15 protein-coding genes are annotated in these 13680 nt (G+C 62.4%); 12 read left to right on the top strand and 3 right to left on the bottom strand.

Going from position 1 to position 13680, the window contains the following annotated elements; genetic code table 11:
• The first annotated feature begins 6 nt into the window (after window positions 1–6).
• The 5 genes from CAF90_RS10290 (at window position 7) to CAF90_RS10270 (ending at window position 5197) form a co-directional block, all read left to right on the top strand.
• Window positions 7–549, top strand: a complete 543-nt coding sequence (locus tag CAF90_RS10290; RefSeq protein ID WP_085606106.1) for a hypothetical protein — start codon at window positions 7–9, stop codon at window positions 547–549.
• 221 nt (window positions 550–770) lie between these two features.
• Complete coding sequence (locus tag CAF90_RS10285; RefSeq protein ID WP_085606104.1) at window positions 771–1421, top strand: DUF1120 domain-containing protein; 651 nt, start codon at window positions 771–773, stop codon at window positions 1419–1421.
• Between the two features lie 101 nt (window positions 1422–1522).
• The gene (locus CAF90_RS10280) at window positions 1523–2233 is read left to right on the top strand and encodes a fimbria/pilus chaperone family protein (protein ID WP_085606102.1); all 711 of its coding nucleotides are present in this window, start codon (window positions 1523–1525) and stop codon (window positions 2231–2233) included.
• Window positions 2233–4656 carry a fimbria/pilus outer membrane usher protein gene (locus tag CAF90_RS10275; protein ID WP_085606100.1) on the top strand — a complete coding sequence of 808 codons (2424 nt, stop codon included), beginning with the start codon at window positions 2233–2235 and terminating at the stop codon, window positions 4654–4656. The genes CAF90_RS10280 and CAF90_RS10275 overlap by 1 nt, the downstream gene beginning before the upstream one ends.
• A gap of 13 nt (window positions 4657–4669) precedes the next feature.
• Complete coding sequence (locus tag CAF90_RS10270) at window positions 4670–5197, top strand: hypothetical protein (protein ID WP_085606098.1); 528 nt, start codon at window positions 4670–4672, stop codon at window positions 5195–5197.
• Here the strand turns inward: CAF90_RS10270 and CAF90_RS10265 are convergent.
• Window positions 5194–6615, bottom strand: coding sequence for a PLP-dependent aminotransferase family protein (locus CAF90_RS10265; RefSeq protein ID WP_007954479.1), 1422 nt, complete (start codon window positions 6613–6615; stop codon window positions 5194–5196). The two genes, CAF90_RS10270 and CAF90_RS10265, sit on opposite strands and share 4 nt — an antisense overlap.
• 179 nt (window positions 6616–6794) lie before the next feature.
• Between CAF90_RS10265 and CAF90_RS10260 the strand changes: the two genes are divergently transcribed.
• Complete coding sequence (locus CAF90_RS10260; RefSeq protein ID WP_007954481.1) at window positions 6795–7040, top strand: DUF1127 domain-containing protein; 246 nt, start codon at window positions 6795–6797, stop codon at window positions 7038–7040.
• A gap of 107 nt (window positions 7041–7147) precedes the next feature.
• Here CAF90_RS10260 and CAF90_RS10255 read toward each other — a convergent pair whose 3' ends face one another.
• A complete protein-coding gene (locus CAF90_RS10255) occupies window positions 7148–8458 on the bottom strand; it encodes an FAD-binding oxidoreductase (RefSeq protein ID WP_085606096.1) in 1311 nt (436 codons plus the stop codon).
• A 145-nt stretch (window positions 8459–8603) separates the two neighbouring features.
• On the opposite strand from CAF90_RS10255, the gene CAF90_RS10250 reads away from it, so the two are divergent.
• On the top strand, window positions 8604–8957 hold the full coding sequence (locus tag CAF90_RS10250) for a YkgJ family cysteine cluster protein (protein ID WP_085606094.1): 354 nt from the start codon (window positions 8604–8606) through the stop codon (window positions 8955–8957).
• 4 nt (window positions 8958–8961) lie between these two features.
• On the opposite strand, the gene CAF90_RS10245 is transcribed toward CAF90_RS10250, so the two are convergent.
• Complete coding sequence (locus CAF90_RS10245; protein WP_003177284.1) at window positions 8962–9450, bottom strand: Lrp/AsnC ligand binding domain-containing protein; 489 nt, start codon at window positions 9448–9450, stop codon at window positions 8962–8964.
• Between the two features lie 154 nt (window positions 9451–9604).
• Here CAF90_RS10245 and dadA point away from each other — a divergent pair, with 154 nt between their 5' ends.
• The 5 genes from dadA to CAF90_RS10220 all read left to right on the top strand — a co-directional run bounded on the left by dadA (window position 9605) and on the right by CAF90_RS10220 (window position 13638).
• Entirely contained in the window at window positions 9605–10909 is a 1305-nt protein-coding gene (gene dadA, locus CAF90_RS10240; RefSeq protein WP_007954487.1) for a D-amino acid dehydrogenase, read from the top strand.
• On the top strand, window positions 10881–11234 hold the full coding sequence (locus tag CAF90_RS10235; protein ID WP_039765240.1) for a RidA family protein: 354 nt from the start codon (window positions 10881–10883) through the stop codon (window positions 11232–11234). The genes dadA and CAF90_RS10235 overlap by 29 nt, the downstream gene beginning before the upstream one ends.
• Window positions 11235–11329: 95 nt before the next feature.
• The gene (gene alr, locus CAF90_RS10230; RefSeq protein ID WP_085606092.1) at window positions 11330–12403 is read left to right on the top strand and encodes an alanine racemase; all 1074 of its coding nucleotides are present in this window, start codon (window positions 11330–11332) and stop codon (window positions 12401–12403) included.
• A gap of 88 nt (window positions 12404–12491) precedes the next feature.
• The gene (locus CAF90_RS10225; RefSeq protein ID WP_003229444.1) at window positions 12492–13040 is read left to right on the top strand and encodes a cupin domain-containing protein; all 549 of its coding nucleotides are present in this window, start codon (window positions 12492–12494) and stop codon (window positions 13038–13040) included.
• A 181-nt stretch (window positions 13041–13221) separates the two neighbouring features.
• The gene (locus tag CAF90_RS10220; protein ID WP_085606091.1) at window positions 13222–13638 is read left to right on the top strand and encodes a cytochrome c5 family protein; all 417 of its coding nucleotides are present in this window, start codon (window positions 13222–13224) and stop codon (window positions 13636–13638) included.
• Window positions 13639–13680: the final 42 nt, after the last annotated feature.

Below are 13680 nucleotides of genomic sequence, written 5' to 3'. Positions count from 1 at the left end.
GTCACCATGCATCGTTTGAATACCGGCACGATCGGTCTGGCATTGCTCAGTGCCGTATTTATCGTCGATCAGGCACAGGCGCAGTCGGGCTGTGCAGTCAGGCTGGGGCAGCCTTCCATCGACTTTGGAGCGATGACGCGCGGTCAGTTGCTGCAGCAGCCCCTGGATAATGACCAGCTGAGTTTCGGGCGCCGACGGGTGCAGATCACCGTTCAGTGTGAACGGACAGTTGCGCTGCGACTCGACCTGGCGGCGCCGGCCGCGGATACCGTGGACTATCGGTTTGGCGCAGGGGCGTTGAGGGTCCATGTGATGGCTGTCCGGGTGGATGGCAAGGCCGCGCAGTGGCTTGGATTTGAACCGGGTAGCGCATCCGGCGCGGCTGTCTGGCCCACCGGGCAAAGCCTGATTCCCGCGCGGGCGGGCGTTGCACTGGAAGGTCAGCTCATGGACGTCGAAGTGGAACTTGAAGGACGGGTAGGGTCAGCGCAGACCCGGGTTGCCGATCTGACCCGGTTCGGGATCGATCTGCGCTTTCAGGCGTACTGAATCTCGGACCCCGGAAACAGGGCGGTTCAAAGCATCGGGCCACGGCAGCGTAGGATCCCGCCACCAAGCTCAAATTACCTATTGAACCAGTCGTGATTTCGCTGTTTAAGCGCTCCCGTTTCCTACAGATTTATCTCTCATAAGCCGCAATCATCAGCCCGCTTACTTACATACCAAGTTTGTAGGGACTGAACTGTCAATCAAATGGAAGATTACGGCTTATGAAAAAGACATACCGTCTTGCAGTACTGGCGGCGGCGCTGCTGCCAACAATGGCAATGGCAGAAAGCGTTGACCTGAATGTCATCGGCACCATTATTCCGACGTCCTGCATTCCGGCCTTCGCCGGTGGCAGCACGGTGGATCTGCGCAAGATTTCGGCAGCGACTTTGAATCCGACGACCCAGACCTCGCTGGCCGGTCGCGATGTGTCTCTGCACATCAATTGCGATGCACCGGCTCCGGTGGAAGTGTCGGTGCGCGATAACCGGGCTGGCACCAAGCTGCCGGGCATCAGTGATGGTGCCGGGCAGAGTGATCCGGCGCTGTTCTACGGGTTGGGTGACATCAACGGTACCCCCATTGGGGGTTTCGCCTTGCGTCACGGCATTCCCGAGACTGACGGCAATGCGCAGACATTGCTGACCCGGACGCTGGCGGTCCCGACATGGCGTGTGCCGACCAGTACGCTGGTCAGCAATGCACCGCAGTTGTACTCGTGGGGCGCCAGCGCCGCGACCGGTCCGGTTGCCGCCCGTCACCACGGTTTCCCGATGCACCTGCTGCCGATCATCGGCCCAAGCAACGCTCTACCGATTGCCAACGAAATCCCGCTGGACGGCTCCGTGACATTCGACATGTTCTATCTCTGACGGCAGCGTCCCGGTGCCTCTCACGCACCGGGACTGACTGACGCACGCGAGCGCGGTCCGGCATCTGCCGGATCGCATCCAGGATTTCACGGATTATCCCGATGCTCATTTCTTTCAAGTCTGTTCTCAGGACGGCGCCGCTGTGCCTGTCCGCATGGTTTTCAATGCCGCTGGCCCACGCCGCCGGAATGGTTCCGCAGACGCCGGTGCTGTTGGTCGAGGAGGGCATGGGCGAGGCGGTGATGAACGTGCGCAATACCGACACGCATCCCGCACTGCTGCACACCACTGTTGAGAACATCGAGGACCGCGACGATGTACTGCTGATCTTCACCCCGCCCATTGCCCGGGTCGAACCGGGCGGCATTCAGCAAGTGCGATTCATTCTGCAAAACCGGCAACCGTTGAAAACCGAACGCCTCAAGCGGGTGATCTTTGAGGGGATCAGTCCGGCCAGTGACGCTGCCGGAGCCCGGGTTGCTCTCGGTGTACGCCAGAACCTGCCAGTGATTTTGCGCCCTGCCGGATTGCCGGTCGAACGTGAGCCCTGGAAGCGGCTGACCTGGTCAATGGATGCCAACGGTGTACAGGTCGTCAATTCGAGCCCTTACGTGGTGCGGCTGGCGAAAACGATTGTGCCTCTGCCGGGCACACGCTCGGTGAACCTGCCCAAGACTTACATCCTGCCCGGCGAGCGCCTGCACGCCGAGTTGCCCTTGCACACCTCGGCCCAGACGATGGCAGTGAGGATCTTCCCGGCCACCACCTACGGCTTCGCGGTCGACCATTACGACGCGCCGGTTACCCGCTGATGAAGGTCTGCGTTCGTTGGAGCGTGTTGCTGCTTGCGGCCAACTGCAGTGCGCTGGCGGCCGAGTCACTGGAGTTCGACGCCCGCGTGTTGAGAGACCGTGGCATCGATCCCGCGTTGGCGGCGTACTTTCGTGAAGCGCCGCGCTTCATCCAAGGCGAGCATTCCGTAGCGCTTGAGGTCAACGGACATACCCGAGGCCGTGTGCGGGTGGCGTTCAACGAGCTCGGCGAGCTGTGCCTGCACCCCCAATGGCTGAACGTTGCGGGAGTACGCCCGCCAACCTCGATGGACAAGTTGCGACCGGAGCAGTGCATGACGCTGGCGGAGGGATTTCCCGAAGCAATCGTGCGACTGGACCCAGGACGCGAACGGATTGACCTGCTGGTACCGACCGACATTCTGATGCTGGCGGAGCGTGCGCCAAACAACTTCGTCCATGGTGGTACGGCCGGCGTTTTCAACTACGACGCGTTGATGGTCGGCAGTCAGCATGAAGGCCGGCACGACAGGTTTCAAAGCCTCGGTTCGGAGGTCGGCCTGAATGCCGGGGAATGGGTGCTGCGCAGCCGACAGTCCTACACGTCGACGTCCGGCAACTCACGGTTCGAGCACCTGTATGCCTACGGTGCGCGTACCCTGGAGGACGCCGAAGCCAGCCTGCAGGTCGGGCAATTGAATCTCGCGTCGAGCTTGTTTGCCGGCGAATCCTTCAACGGCGTGCAGATCGTGCCGGAAGCGGCATTCACCCAGTTGCGCGCGGCGCAGGACGGCGCGCGCGGGCAGGTGGAAGGTGTCGCGTATTCGCCGGCCCGCATTGAAGTCCGGCAGAACGGCGTGTTGATCTACACCACCATGGTGCCGAGTGGGCCGTTCACGCTGCGAGCACTGCCGCTGCTGAGCAACCGGATTGATCTGGAGGTGACTGTCCACGAACAGGATGGGCAGGCGCGGCGCTTGCGCGTGCCGGCGGCCAGCCTCCATGAAGCTCAATGGGCCGGGCCGAGCGGGTTCAACTTTGCGCTGGGCACGGTGCGACGGCTGGGCTCGGACGACCGACAGACGCCTTCTTTCACCGCGTTCAGCAAAGATTGGGATTGGGGGCAGGCCACCCGACTGAGCGCCGGTTTGCTCGCGGCAACTGACTACCTGTCGACAGGCTGGGGCCTGCAGCGGCAGTGGGCCGGCGGCTACGCAATGGGCCTGCGACAGGTGCTGTCCGATGACCGCTCCAGTGGCGCGGGAGGCAGCCAGACGCAACTGACGCTCAGTGCGCCGCTGTCCGAGAGCCTGTCGACGAGCCTGGTCGCGGTGCGCCAGAGCCGGAATTTTCGCACGCTGTCAGACACCGGCTGGGATCAGGAGCTCCACCGGGCCGAATCCCCCGGTCGCGATCACCTGGTGTTTTCTCTCACCGGCTCGGTGGATCAATGGGGTGCATTCGGGGCGACCTGGTCGCGATATTCGACTCAGGGTGAGCCGTCGCAGTCGCGTCTTGGCCTCTCGTGGTCGCGCACATTGCCCGAGCGCATCAGCCTTTCGTTGAACCTGGAACGTGCCATCGGCGACACGGCATCTGATCGCCTGGGCAACTCCGCTTACCTGACGCTGGGAATGGCGCTCGGTGGCCAGCGAAGGCTGCGCGGCTATTTGCGCCGTGATGATCGATCCGGCCTGCGCCGGGGCGTGGCCGTCAGCGACGTACTGGGTGAAAACCTGGCCTACAGCGCCAACGCGGAGTACCGCGATGAGACTGCGGCCAGTTACGGCGTGCGTTTCAATGCGCTGCCGCGCTACACCAGCCTGGACGTCGGCGTCGGCCAGCGATCCGGCGCGACCGATTACGACGTGGGGCTGCGCGGTGGTGTGGCGCTGCATCGCGACGGCGCAACCTTGTCGCCTTATCCCCTGCGCGACACCTTCGGCGTACTCAAGGCCGGTGATCGATCAGGCGTAAAACTGAACACGCCCCAAGGACCGGTCTGGACCGATGGTTCGGGTCACGCAGTCGCGGCGAGCCTGCCCGCCTGGTCGACCGCACGGCTGGAAATCGACCCGCTCAGCCTGTCGCGCAACGTCGAAGTGCTCGACGGGGTGAAGGAAGTGCAGCCGGCCCGTGGGTCGGTGCAGCATCTGGACTTTTCCCTCGTCACCGTCCGGCGATTGTTGCTCAACGCCATGACCGTCGACCGGCAATGGCTGGCCAAGGGGTTGAGTGTTCACGATGAGCAGGGCCGCTACCTGACAACGGTCCAGGATGCCGGAACGATTTTTCTGCCCGACGCAAAAGCCGGTCAGCGTCTGCATGTGCAGCTTCCTGACAACACGCGGTGCGAGTTGCGTTTCCCGCTTTCCGAATCCCCTGACGACAGCGCGCTCATCGAGCGGGTCGATGCCACCTGCGCGCCGGCCGAGCTGTCCTGAACGAGTGCATCTGATGAAATTTCTGCTGGTCCTGGTCGTGCTGCTGTGCCTGGTATTTGAACCGGCGTCGGGCGCCGAAGCGTGTCAGTCAAGCCTGTCGCCCGCGAGCGTGAACCTGGGTAGCGCAACGCGCGCCGACCTGCTGCAACGCACGGCGCTTGATGGCCGGGGCCCGGGCTTTGGTCTGCGCAGCGTGCACTTGCGGGTGCACTGTCCCGACGTGCGCTTGATGCGCTGGGCTTTCGCCGCGCCCCCGGCTGATCCGCAACGTTTCCGTTGGGCGGCGGGCACGTTGCAACTGCGTATCGTGGCTGTGCGTCTCGACGGTGCGGCGGTGCACTGGCGGCTGGGCACCGGCCAAACGCTCGAGGGTGATTTCCTGCGACCGGGTATACACGTCGTCCCATGGCAGGCGGACGCCGGTGCCCTGGGCAGCCTGCTGGAAGTGGAGATGGAGCTGGATGCGCGGGTCGATGACGCCTCAAGCCGCCCCGTCGATCCGGAGCGGTTTGAAGGTCACGGCGCATTTACGGTGGACTAATCGACCTCGGCCAACAGCTTGATCGCAGCCGCGCCGACCTTGCGCACCGCCTCCTCAATCAGCGCTGTCGGTTTGGCCGCGTAGTTCATGCGCAGGCAATTGCGGTACTTGCCCGAGGCGGAAAAGATGCTGCCGACGGCAATCTGTACGCCCTGATCGTGCAACGCACGATTCAGTTTCAGCGTATCAAAACCTTCCGGCAGTTCGACCCAGAGCATGAAGCTGCCTTGCGGGCGGCTGGCGCGGGTCCCGGCCGGGAAATAGCGCGTTACCCAGTCGATCATCACGTCGCGATTGCGCTGGTATTGCGTGCGCATCCGCCGCAAATGCGGTTCGAAGTGCCCGGCCTTTAAGAATTCGGCGATGGCGATCTGCGGCTGTGGTGCTGTAGAGCCCGTGCTGATGTATTTCATGTGCAGCACGCGTTCGAGATAGCGACCGGGCGCGACCCAGCCGATGCGCAATCCCGGCGCGAGAGTCTTGGAAAACGAACTGCAGAGTAAGACACGGCCGTCTTCGTCGAAGGATTTGATCGTGCGCGGACGCGGGTAGGTGTAAGCCAGTTCGCCATACACATCGTCCTCGATGATTGCCACGTCGAAGCGCTGGGCCAGGTTGAGCAGGGCGCGTTTGCGCGACTCCGGCATGATGTAGCCGAGCGGGTTGTTGCAGTTGGGTGTGAGCTGGATGACCTTGATCGGCCATTGCTCCAGCGCCAGTTCCAGCGCTTCGAGGCTGATGCCGGTGAGCGGGTCGGTGGGGATTTCCAGGGCTTTCATGCCCAGGCCTTTGAGGGTCTGCATGGCGCCGTGGAAGCTCGGCGAGTCCACCGCAACGATGTCGCCGGGCTCGCAGATCGCGTGGATGCTGGTGGACAGCGCTTCGTGGCAACCGGTGGTGACCACTAGATCGCTGGCGCTCAACTGGCAGCCGGAATCGAGCATCAGCCGGGCGATCTGTTCGCGCAGTTCGAGGGTACCGTGGATGTTGTCGTAATACAGACCGGGCATGTCCTGACGGCGGCTGATACGGGCCAGCCCGCGCAGCAGCGGTTTCATCGTCGGTGACGAGATGTCCGGCATGCCGCGACCGAGTTGCACCACGTCCTTGCGCGGCACCGCGCGAATCAGCTCCAGCACCTGATCCCACTGGGAAATTTCCACCGGCCGCTGTGCCGGACGCCCGACCGCCGGCAGTTCCGGCAACTCGCGACCGACCGGCACGAAGTACCCGGACTTGGGTTTCGGCGTGGCCAGGCCGCTGTCTTCCAGCATGCGATAGGCCTGCTGCACCGTGCTCAGGCTGACCCCGTGTTCTACGCTCAAGGCGCGCACCGACGGCAGGCGATCACCAGGACGGTAGAAGCCTTGTTCGATGCGGGTGCCGAGCAGTTCGGCGAGGTTCACATAGAGCGTCATGGCACTGCCTCGATGCAGATGATTCGTTAAACCAGTACAGATGCGGCGTAAATCGACAATTCAGTCTCAGAGACAGCAAATCTGTATGGAAATAATACAGATGTGTTGAATCTGTAATGCTTTTGCTCGCCCGCGCATCATGGAATCTCTGGCTACCCAAGTAAACAGGAGCAATGAAAATGAACGGTTTGAGCGATGTGCGGCTGACGTTACACAGTCAGGAACTGGAGGCAGGGCAACAGGACAACGCGCGCAACGAGATCATGCGCAATGCGCCGTCCGGCCTGAGTCGCTGGGGCCTGTTCTGGCATCGTCTGCACACGCGCAAGGCGTTGCTGCGTCTGACGCCGGAGCAGCTCAAGGACATCGGGCTGACCCGCGAGCAGGCGCTGGAGGAGGGGTTGAAGCCGTTCTGGCGGATCTAGAAGGATCGTTCCCACGCTCTGCGTGGGAACGCCGCCCCGGACGCTCCGCGTCCGCTGTGACGCAGAGCGTCACTGGATGCATTCCCACGCAGAGCGTGGGAACGAGCTCAGACCAACTCTTTAAGTCGGTGCCACAACATCCCCAACGCCAACAGCGGCGAACGCAGATGCTTGCCGCCGGGGAAGGTGATGTGTGGCACTTTGGCGAACAGGTCGAAGCCGCCGCTGTGCTGGCCGCTGATGGCCTCGGCCAGCAGCTTGCCCGCCAGGTGCGTGGCATTCACCCCGTGACCGGAATAGGCCTGGGCGTAATACACGTTCGGCTGGTCGGTGAGCCGGCCAATCTGCGGCAGACGGTTGGCACCGATGCCGATCATCCCGCCCCACTGATAATCGATCTTCGCTGAAGCGAGCTGCGGAAACACTTCGAGCATCTTTGGCCGCATGTACGCGCCGATGTCCTTCGGATCACGCCCCGAGTAATGGCAGGCGCCGCCGAACAAAAGGCGCCGATCCGCCGAGAGCCGGTAGTAATCGAGCGCCACTCGCTGGTCGCAGACTGCCATGTTCTGCGGCAGCAGGGCGTGGGCCTGTTCTTCGCTCAGGGGTTCGGTGGCGATTATGTAGCTGCCGGCCGGCAGCACCTTGCCGCTGAGTTGCGGATTCAGATTGTTGAGATAGGCATTGCAGCCCAGCACCAGGGTCTTCGCCCGCACCGAACCTTGCGCTGTATGCACCCGGACTTCAGGACCGTAGTCGATGCGAGTGACCGCCGATTGCTCGAACAGCTTCACCCCGAGTTGCTGCGCTGCTGCGGCTTCCCCGAGTGCCAGATTCAGCGGGTGCAAATGCCCGGAACCCATGTCGATCAAACCGCCGACGTAGCGGTTGGAGCCGACCACGGTGTGCATCTCGTTGGCTTGCAGAAGACGGGTTTCGTAGCGATAACCGAGGCCGCGCAATTCTTCGGCGTCTTCGGCAAAACCTTCAAGGTCGGAAGGTTTGTTCGCGAGGTCGCAGTAACCCCAGGTCAGGTCGCAGGGGATCTGAAATTTTTCGACGCGCTGGCGGACGATTTCCACCGCTTCCAGGCCCATGAGTTTCATCTGACGCACGCCGTCGGCGCCGATCACGTTGGCGAACTGATCAAGGCCGTGACCGACCCCGCGAATCAGCTGCCCGCCGTTGCGGCCGCTGGCGCCCCAGCCGATCCGGTGCGCCTCCAGCAACACCACGCTCAAACCCCGTTCAGCCAGTTCCAGCGCGGTGTTCAGCCCGGAGAAACCGCCGCCGACTACGCACACGTCCGCGATCAGTTCACCTTGCAACACCGGATGGTCGGGTTGCGGCAGGCTGCTGGCGGCGTAATAAGAGGCAACGTGGGGTTGGCTCGCGGTGGCTTGGGCGCGGGCATTCATGGGCGTCATCCTGAGCGGGTGTCGAGAAAATTTGACGGAGCATAAGCCGCAGGCCCGAGGCCGGGCAACATTGGTCGGCCCGTGGTGTCTGGATCACGGCTTTTGCGGCACAATTGCCGCCTATTTCGCTCCGGTTACCGCTGCAATGAGCTGCAACAGTCAGAAAATCCGCACCCTGCGTCAGCAGATTCCCACGTTCGAATGCGTGCCGGGCTGTCATGACTGTTGCGGGCCGGTGACCACCTCGCCCGAGGAAATGTCCCGCCTGCCGCGCAAGACCCGCGCCGAGCAGGACGCAGCCATGGAAGAGCTCAACTGTGTGCACCTGGGGCCGAATGGCTGCACGGTGTATGACGAGCGGCCGCTGATCTGCCGTTTGTTCGGCACCACCCAGACCTTGCCGTGCCCCAACGGCCGGCGGCCGGTGGAGCTGATTCACCCACGGGTCGAGCAGCAGGTGTTCGAGTACATGGCTGAAAACCGGCAGGTGCTGGTTTGAGCGATCAGTCCGGAATCGGCAGGCTCAGGCTCTCTTTCACTTCTTCCATCACGATGTAGCTCTTGGACTCGCGCACATGCGGCAGCTTGAGCAGGATGTCGCCCAGCAGCTTGCGGTACGAGGCCATCTCGGAAATCCGCGCCTTCACCAGATAGTCGAAATCCCCTGACACCAGATGGCATTCCAGCACGTGGGGCAATTTCAGCACCGCACGTCGGAACTCTTCGAAAGTATCACCGGATTTGTAGTCGAGGCTGATCTCGACGAACACCAGGAGACTACCCTTCAAGTGCTGCGGATTCAGGCGGGCGTTGTAGCCCATGATGATCCCCTCGCGCTCCAGGCGCCGCACCCGCTCGGTACATGGCGTGGTGGAGAGCCCGACCTTCTCGCCCAGCTCGGTGAATGAAATCCGCCCGTCCGCCTGCAGGATCCGCAAGATGTTGCGGTCGATCTTGTCCAGCTCACGTTTGGTCTGAGTGTTGGTACGCATAGGGGATGCGCCTCCGTGAAAAGGGTTTTTGCCGAGAATTGTCGCCAAATATAGGCGCTTATACAGTGAAAAGCACTGGCTAATCTTTTTTACACTGCGCGCATCATTGCTCTAACAACAGACGTACGCGGCACGCCGCGATGAGGGATACAAAATGCGCGTTATGGTCTTGGGTAGCGGCGTCATCGGTACCGCCAGTGCTTACTATCTGGCCCGTGCCGGGTTTGAAGTGGTGGTGGTCGACCGGCAGCCCGCCGCGGCCATGGAGACCAGTTTCGCCAACGCCGGCCAGGTTTCGCCGGGCTACGCCTCGCCGTGGGCTGCGCCGGGCGTGCCGCTCAAGGCCATCAAGTGGCTGTTGCAACGCCACGCGCCGCTGGCGATCAAGGCTACCGCCGACATCGACCAGTACCTGTGGATGGCGCAGATGCTGCGCAACTGCACCGCCAACCGTTACGCGGTGAACAAGGAACGCATGGTGCGTCTGTCCGAGTACAGCCGCGACTGCCTCGACGAATTGCGCGCCGAAACCGGCATCGCCTACGAAGGCCGCAGCCTCGGTACGACCCAGTTGTTCCGCACCCAGGCGCAACTGGATAACGCCGCCAAGGACATCGCCGTTTTGAAAGAATCCGGCGTACCGTTCGAAGTCCTCGACCGCGCCGGCATTGCCCGCGTCGAACCGGCGCTGGCCGGTGTCACCGACATCCTCGCCGGTGCCCTGCGCCTGCCGAACGACCAGACCGGCGACTGCCAGATCTTCACCACCCGCCTCGCCGAAATGGCCACCAAGCTCGGTGTGGAGTTCCGCTTCGGCCAGGACATCCAGCGCCTCGACTTCGCCGGTGACCGCATCAACGGCGTGTGGATCGACGGCAAGCTGGAAACCGCTGACCGCTACGTGCTGGCCCTCGGCAGCTACTCGCCGCAACTGCTCAAGCCGCTGGGCATCAAGGCCCCGGTGTATCCGTTGAAGGGCTACTCGCTGACCGTGCCGATCACCAACCCGGCGATGGCACCGACTTCGACCATTCTCGACGAGACCTACAAGGTCGCGATCACCCGTTTCGACAACCGCATCCGCGTTGGCGGCATGGCGGAGATCGCCGGTTTTGACCTGTCGCTGAACCCGCGTCGGCGCGAAACCCTGGAGATGATCGTCAACGACCTTTATCCTCAGGGCGGCAATCTGGCCGAAGCGAGCTTCTGGACCGGCCTGCGCCCAACTACCCCGGATGGCACGCCGATCGTCGGCGCCACCCCGTTCAAGAATCTGTTCCTGAACACCGGTCACGGCACCCTCGGCTGGACCATGGCGTGCGGCTCCGGTCGCTTGCTGGCTGACCTGATGGCGAAGAAAAAGCCGCAGATCAGCGCCGAAGGCCTCGATATTTCCCGTTATGGCAACACCACCCAGGAGTCCGCAAAGCATGGCAATCCAGCGCCAGCTCACCAATGAGCGCATGAGTCAGATCGTCAGCCACAACGGTACGGTGTATCTGTCCGGGCAGGTCGGCGATGACTTCAACGCCGGTGTCGAACAGCAGACCCGCGACGTACTCGCCAACATCGAGCGCCTGCTCGATCTGGCCGGCACCGACAAGCAGCATCTGCTGTCGGCGACGATCTACCTGAACGACATCGAGGCGCACTTTGCCGGCATGAATTCGGTGTGGGATCAGTGGCTGCCCAAGGGCGCCGCCCCGGCCCGTGCCACCGTTGAAGCGAAGATGGCCAAGCCGAGCATCCTGGTCGAGATCTCCATCGTCGCCGCGTTGCCGTAACCCGTTGTAAAGATCCCTCTCCCGGTGCTGTTGGCGGCTCACGCCGTCAGCCAGCGCCGGTTTTTATTCCCATGACCGCCAAGAAGTCTGCTGCCATGCGTCCTGCCCGTGCCCTGATCGACCTTCAAGCCCTGCGTCACAACTACCGTATCGCCCGTGAAGTCACCGGTGCCAAGGCACTGGCAGTGATCAAGGCCGATGCCTACGGCCATGGCGCCGTGCGTTGCGCCCAGGCGCTGGAGGCTGAAGCGGACGGCTTCGCGGTGGCGTGCATCGAAGAAGCCCTGGAACTGCGTGCCGCCGGGATTCGCGCGCCGGTGCTGTTGCTCGAAGGCTTTTTCGAGGCCGATGAGCTGGCGCTTATCGTCGAGCACGATTTCTGGTGCGTGGTGCATTCGCTGTGGCAGCTCGAAGCGATCGAGCAGGCGGCGTTGAGCAAACCGATCACCGTATGGCTGAAGCTCGATTCGGGCATGCACCGCGTGGGTCTGCATCCCAAGGACTACCCGGCGGCTTACCAGCGTTTGCTGGCCAGCGGCAACGTGGCGAAAGTCGTGCTGATGAGCCACTTCGCCCGGGCCGATGAGCTGCACGAGCAGAGCAGCGCCGATCAGGTCGCGGTATTCGAAGCCGCGCGTCTGGGCCTGGCCGCTGAAGTCAGCCTGCGCAATTCGCCGGCGGTGCTGGGCTGGCCACAGATTCACAGCGACTGGGTGCGCCCGGGCATCATGCTCTACGGCGCCACCCCGTTCGAAGAAGCCAACGCCGTGGCCGAGCGCCTGCAACCGGTGATGACGCTGGAATCGAAAGTCATCAGCGTGCGTGAGCTGCCGGCCGGCGAACCGGTGGGCTACGGTGCGAAATTCATCACCGACAAACCGATGCGCATCGGCGTGGTCGCTATGGGTTATGCCGATGGTTATCCGCGTCAGGCGCCGACCGGCACACCGGTGCTGGTGGCCGGCCAGCGCAGCCGCATTCTTGGCCGGGTGTCGATGGACATGCTGTGCATCGACCTGACCGACGTGCCACAAGCCGGCCTCGGTTCGACCGTCGAGCTGTGGGGCAAGAACATCCTCGCCAGCGACGTGGCGAAGTGGGCGGACACCATTCCGTACCAGATCTTCTGCAACCTGCGCCGGGTGCCAAGGCTCTATTCCGAGGGTTGAAGCGCAAGCGGGGCCCAAGTGTTGTAAATACTGAACGCTGTCGCCATGATAACGCTCAATATTTCTACAGCATCAGGAGGCTCCAGCCTTGGACGTCGGTGAACGACTGCAATCGATCCGCAAGCTCAAAGGGCTTTCCCAGCGTGAACTCGCCAAGCGCGCGGGCGTCACCAACAGCACCATTTCGATGATCGAAAAGAACAGCGTCAGCCCTTCGATCAGTTCGCTGAGGAAAGTTCTGGGCGGGATTCCCATGTCCATGGTCGAGTTCTTTTCCGAAGAGATCCTGCAGGAAAAACCGACCCAGATCGTCTACAAGGCCAACGAGCTGATCGACATTTCCGACGGCGCCGTGACCATGAAACTGGTCGGCCGCGCGCACCCGAGCCGGGCCATCGCGTTCCTCAATGAAATCTACCCGCCGGGCGCCGACACCGGCGAAGAAATGCTCACCCACGAAGGCGAGGAAACCGGAATTCTGGTGGAAGGTCGTCTGGAGCTGGTGGTGGGTCTTGAAACTTTTATCCTCGAAGCCGGCGACAGCTACTACTTTGAAAGTACCAAGCCGCATCGTTTCCGTAATCCGTTCGATGCACCGGCGCGACTAATCAGCGCAGCCACGCCGGCGAATTTTTAAACAAAGAGGCGCCAGGCCATACGGCGAAGGCACCCGAAACGTTTTTCCACAGCGCGATATAACCCCTTCGACTTTGGGGTTGTTTCAGTGAAGCGGGCTAACCGCTATACTTGCGCCCGCCTGCGAACCGTGGCCGCAGGCGTGAATAGCCACCATTGAGGGTGAACGCGTGAACCTAATTATGAAAATGCTGGCTGCACCAGCAACCGTACTGGCCCTCTGGGCTGTCAGCGCTCAAGCTGCGACGAATGACGACATTGCCAAACGCCTCGAGCCGGTCGGCCAGGTGTGTGTTCAAGGGCAAGAGTGCAAGGGGATGGAAGTCGCTGCTTCGGCAGGCGGCGGTGGCGGCGCCAAGACGCCGGACGAAGTGATTGCCAAACATTGCAACGCTTGCCACGGCACCGGCCTGTTGGGCGCACCGAAAATCGGTGACGCCGCCGCCTGGAAAGAGCGCGCCGATCACCAGGGCGGCCTCGACGGCATCCTGGCCAAGGCCATCACCGGCATCAACGCCATGCCGCCGAAAGGCACCTGCGCTGATTGCTCGGATGACGAGCTGAAGGGCGCCATCCAGAAGATGTCCGGCCTGAAATAAGCTGCGCTTCTGACGAAAAAAACCGTCTCCGGACGGTTTTTT

This window comes from Pseudomonas sp. B37(2017), from assembly GCF_002112885.1.
Classification (GTDB): Bacteria; Pseudomonadota; Gammaproteobacteria; order Pseudomonadales; family Pseudomonadaceae; genus Aquipseudomonas; species Aquipseudomonas paraglycinae.
This window is presented reverse-complemented; position numbering and strand designations above follow the sequence as displayed.

What these genes read in the sequence shown, in the direction of transcription:
- alr (WP_085606092.1), top strand. Translation starts at nt 11,330, where the DNA reads ATGCGTCCTGCCCGTGCCCTGATCGACCTTCAAGCCCTGCGTCACAAC.
- CAF90_RS10265 (WP_007954479.1), bottom strand. Translation starts at nt 6,615, where the DNA reads ATGACGCTCTATGTGAACCTCGCCGAACTGCTCGGCACCCGCATCGAA.
- CAF90_RS10285 (WP_085606104.1), top strand. Translation starts at nt 771, where the DNA reads ATGAAAAAGACATACCGTCTTGCAGTACTGGCGGCGGCGCTGCTGCCA.
- CAF90_RS10245 (WP_003177284.1), bottom strand. Translation starts at nt 9,450, where the DNA reads ATGCGTACCAACACTCAGACCAAACGTGAGCTGGACAAGATCGACCGC.
- CAF90_RS10235 (WP_039765240.1), top strand. Translation starts at nt 10,881, where the DNA reads ATGGCAATCCAGCGCCAGCTCACCAATGAGCGCATGAGTCAGATCGTC.
- CAF90_RS10290 (WP_085606106.1), top strand. Translation starts at nt 7, where the DNA reads ATGCATCGTTTGAATACCGGCACGATCGGTCTGGCATTGCTCAGTGCC.
- CAF90_RS10250 (WP_085606094.1), top strand. Translation starts at nt 8,604, where the DNA reads ATGAGCTGCAACAGTCAGAAAATCCGCACCCTGCGTCAGCAGATTCCC.
- CAF90_RS10260 (WP_007954481.1), top strand. Translation starts at nt 6,795, where the DNA reads ATGAACGGTTTGAGCGATGTGCGGCTGACGTTACACAGTCAGGAACTG.
- CAF90_RS10275 (WP_085606100.1), top strand. Translation starts at nt 2,233, where the DNA reads ATGAAGGTCTGCGTTCGTTGGAGCGTGTTGCTGCTTGCGGCCAACTGC.
- dadA (WP_007954487.1), top strand. Translation starts at nt 9,605, where the DNA reads ATGCGCGTTATGGTCTTGGGTAGCGGCGTCATCGGTACCGCCAGTGCT.
- CAF90_RS10280 (WP_085606102.1), top strand. Translation starts at nt 1,523, where the DNA reads ATGCTCATTTCTTTCAAGTCTGTTCTCAGGACGGCGCCGCTGTGCCTG.
- CAF90_RS10220 (WP_085606091.1), top strand. Translation starts at nt 13,222, where the DNA reads ATGAAAATGCTGGCTGCACCAGCAACCGTACTGGCCCTCTGGGCTGTC.
- CAF90_RS10255 (WP_085606096.1), bottom strand. Translation starts at nt 8,458, where the DNA reads ATGAATGCCCGCGCCCAAGCCACCGCGAGCCAACCCCACGTTGCCTCT.
- CAF90_RS10270 (WP_085606098.1), top strand. Translation starts at nt 4,670, where the DNA reads ATGAAATTTCTGCTGGTCCTGGTCGTGCTGCTGTGCCTGGTATTTGAA.